At 53.5% G+C, this 4,072-nt stretch carries 1 tRNA gene and 2 rRNA genes; all 3 read right to left on the bottom strand.

Annotated features, from left to right (window positions below):
* The 3 genes from C5L13_RS28295 to C5L13_RS28285 all read right to left on the bottom strand — a co-directional run bounded on the left by C5L13_RS28295 (window position 1) and on the right by C5L13_RS28285 (window position 3,649).
* Window positions 1-77: transfer RNA gene (locus C5L13_RS28295), tRNA-Met, on the bottom strand.
* Between the two features lie 242 nt (window positions 78-319).
* Window positions 320-434 (bottom strand): 5S ribosomal RNA (gene rrf, locus C5L13_RS28290).
* 413 nt (window positions 435-847) lie between these two features.
* Window positions 848-3,649 (bottom strand): 23S ribosomal RNA (locus C5L13_RS28285).
* Window positions 3,650-4,072 lie beyond the last annotated feature (423 nt).

Raw genomic sequence — 4,072 nt, 5'->3', positions numbered from 1 at the left:
TGGTTGCGGGGGCAGGATTTGAACCTGCGGCCTTCAGGTTATGAGCCTGACGAGCTACCGGGCTGCTCCACCCCGCGTTATCCGATTTTTGCCTTTGGCAAAATACCGTACGAGTTTTCGGTCTTCCGGAGCAAATTGGCTTTTCCAATTTGTCTCCTTTTAAGGGACGCACCGAAGTTTTGTCCCGCATTTGACATTCTACAAAGCAAAAAGGCCGCTTTGTGGGCGGCCCTGGGGATCGGAGTGATCGGCCAGGGGCCGTTTGTTTTCGTTTGAGAAGATTGTTGTCTCATCTTTTGATGAGCATTGCCTTTAATAGACCTGGCAGCGACCTACTCTCCCGCGTCTTGAGACGAAGTACCATTGGCGCTGGGGTGTTTCACGGCCGTGTTCGGAATGGGAACGGGTGCAGCCACCCCGCAATGACCACCAGGTCAATTAAGGGCAATGTTCCGACCGCTAGGCCGGAATGCGTTGAGAAGCTGGATTTTTCGGAACATCGCCGTTGTTTGTCCTCACGGGCTGACCGCGACCTGCCGGTCGCTGCCCTGCGGACTGCGCGGCGCATCAGCGCCGACAGAACTGTCGTTCTGTATGGCTGCCCCGCTCGATGTCGAGTAAGGGAGCCAAGGAACGAAGGCGATGGTCTTTTTGAACACGTCAGATGGAGCCTTCGGTTCCGTATCGGTGCTTTAGTCACCCATACAGGCCGGTAGGCCGTCGCGCCTCGTGGCGCGGCCCGTCCGGAGCGCCTTTGGCGCGTCAGGACAAAACAATAATCTTATTGTTCAGCTCATGAGCGGACAAGCGCTTTGCGCTTGCCGCGAGATGAGCATGAACAATGAGAACGATCAAGCCGATCGGGCTATTAGTACCGGTAAGCTTCATGCATTGCTGCACGTCCACACCCGGCCTATCAACGTGGTCGTCTTCCACGGCCCTGATAGGGAATACTCGTTTTCAGGTTGGTTTCCCGCTTAGATGCCTTCAGCGGTTATCCATTCCATATATAGCTACCCTGCTATGCCCTTGGCAGGACAACAGGTCCACCAGAGATATGTCCATCCCGGTCCTCTCGTACTAGGGACAGATCCTGTCAATATTCCTACACCCACGGCAGATAGGGACCGAACTGTCTCACGACGTTCTGAACCCAGCTCACGTACCGCTTTAATTGGCGAACAGCCAAACCCTTGGGACCTGCTCCAGCCCCAGGATGCGATGAGCCGACATCGAGGTGCCAAACAACCCCGTCGATATGGACTCTTGGGGGTCATCAGCCTGTTATCCCCGGCGTACCTTTTATCCGTTGAGCGATGGCCCTTCCACGCGGGACCACCGGATCACTATGACCGACTTTCGTCTCTGCTCGACTTGTCAGTCTCGCAGTCAGGCGGGCTTATGCCATTGCACTCGACGACCGATTTCCGACCGGTCTGAGCCCACCATCGCGCGCCTCCGTTACTCTTTCGGAGGCGACCGCCCCAGTCAAACTACCCACCATACACTGTCCCGGATCCGGATGACGGACCGCGGTTAGACATCCATGACGATAAGGGTGGTATTTCAAGGATGGCTCCACGAGAACTGGCGTCCCCGCTTCAAAGCCTACCACCTATCCTACACATGCCGACACGAATGCCAGTGTAAAGCTATAGTAAAGGTGCACGGGGTCTTTCCGTCTAACCGCAGGAACCCCGCATCTTCACGGGGAATTCAATTTCACTGAGTCTATGTTGGAGACAGCGGGGAAGTCGTTACGCCATTCGTGCAGGTCGGAACTTACCCGACAAGGAATTTCGCTACCTTAGGACCGTTATAGTTACGGCCGCCGTTTACTGGGGCTTCAGTTCAAAGCTTGCACCTCTCCCTTTAACCTTCCAGCACCGGGCAGGCGTCAGGCCCTATACGTCGTCTTTAGACTTCGCAGAGCCCTGTGTTTTTGATAAACAGTCGCTACCCCCTGGTCTGTGCCACCCCTTCATACTTGCGTAAAAAGGGGTCACGCTTCTTCCGAAGTTACGCGTGCAATTTGCCGAGTTCCTTCAACATAGTTCTCTCAAGCGCCTTGGTATACTCTACCTGACCACCTGTGTCGGTTTCGGGTACGGTCTATAAGGTGGAGCTATTTCCTGGAACCGCTCCGCCGCCCAACCAATCCAATAAGGTTGAACAACTTGTGCGATCCGTCACTACCACCAGGCCCACGAATATTAACGTGGTTCCCATCGACTACGCATTTCTGCCTCGCCTTAGGGGCCGGCTAACCCTGCTCAGATTAACTTTAAGCAGGAACCCTTGGTCTTTCGGCGAGAGGGTCTCTCACCCTCTTTATCGTTACTCATGTCAACATTCGCACTTCCGATACCTCCAGAGGCCCTCACGGGTCCTCCTTCACAGGCTTACGGAACGCTCCGCTACCACGTGCGACAAGTCGCACATCCTCAGCTTCGGTGCATGGCTTTAGCCCCGTTACATTTTCGGCGCAAAGACCCTTATTTAGACCAGTGAGCTGTTACGCTTTCTTTAAATGATGGCTGCTTCTAAGCCAACATCCTGGTTGTTTTGGGATCCTCACATCCTTTCCCACTTAGCCATGACTTGGGGACCTTAGCTGGAGGTCAGGGTTGTTGCCCTCTTCACGACGGACGTTAGCACCCGCCGTGTGTCTGCCGAGTAGTACTCCCAGGTATTCGGAGTTTGGTTAGGATCAGTAAGACGGTGAGTCCCCATAGCCCATCCAGTGCTCTACCCCCTGGGGTATTCGCTCGACGCTCTACCTAAATAGATTTCGCGGAGAACCAGCTATCTCCGAGTTTGATTGGCCTTTCACCCCTAGCCACAAGTCATCCCAATCTATTGCAACAGATGCGGGTTCGGTCCTCCAGTTGGTGTTACCCAACCTTCAACCTGCTCATGGCTAGATCACTCGGTTTCGGGTCTAATGCAACTAACTATGGTCGCCCTATTCAGACTCGCTTTCGCTGCGCCTACACCTACCGGCTTAAGCTTGCTAGTTACACTAAGTCGTTGACCCATTATACAAAAGGTACGCAGTCAGCCTTGCGGCCTCCTACTGTTTGTAGGCATCCGGTTTCAGGTTCTATTTCACTCCCCTTGTCGGGGTGCTTTTCACCTTTCCCTCACGGTACTTGTTCGCTATCGGTCATGCACGAGTACTTAGGCTTGGAGAGTGGTCTCCCCATGTTCAGACAGGATTTCTCGTGTCCCGCCCTACTCTAGGACAACAAGTGTTCTACGCCTACGGGACTATCACCCGCTACGGTCGACCTTTCCAAGTCGTTCGGCTTTATTCCTTGTTGCCACTGGCCTGGTCCGTGTTCGCTCGCCACTACTTACGGAGTCTCGGTTGATGTCCTTTCCTGCAGGTACTTAGATGTTTCAGTTCCCTGCGTTCGCTTCTTACCCCTATGTATTCGAAGGTAAGATACCTTTTAACAATACCTAGAAACCTAAACCGTCCCGAAAGACGGCTTAAACTTTCTAGGTATCTAAGGTGGGTTGCCCCATTCGGAGATCCATGGATCAAAGCTCATTCGCAGCTCCCCACGGCTTATCGCAGCGTATCACGTCCTTCTTCGCCTGTGCATGCCAAGGCATCCACCAAATGCCCTTACGACACTTAATCGTTCTCATTGCCAATGCTCATCAGTTAGCTCAACATTTCCAGAGGAAACGCAAAGCAGCACGGTTACCTTTTACAACCGCGCCATCTCATGATGCCATCGACGTGTTCGATGGACTTGCTTTATTGGAGCTACGCCGAGCAGCTCGCTTGCAGTCCATCTTAAGACCAGCTTCTCGAGATTAAATCCGGGTCCGTGCGGTTAGCAACCGGACATCAGTATCCTGTCAGAGGCAATCCGAAGACAACCAACAACAGAACGACCAGAGTGACAGGCTTCCTTCCTACCTTCAGATCCTCCACCAGATCCGACCGGCTAGGTCATCCTTGGTTTCATTGGAACTGAGCTCGGACATGGGTTTCCCCACACCTGGAAGCCTCCAGATCAATCTTCTCTTCACGATTTTTGCAGAACAGGCACAAACG

The sequence above is a fragment of the Neorhizobium alkalisoli genome (genome assembly GCF_002968635.1).
Classification (GTDB): domain Bacteria; phylum Pseudomonadota; class Alphaproteobacteria; order Rhizobiales; family Rhizobiaceae; genus Neorhizobium; species Neorhizobium alkalisoli.
This window is presented reverse-complemented; position numbering and strand designations above follow the sequence as displayed.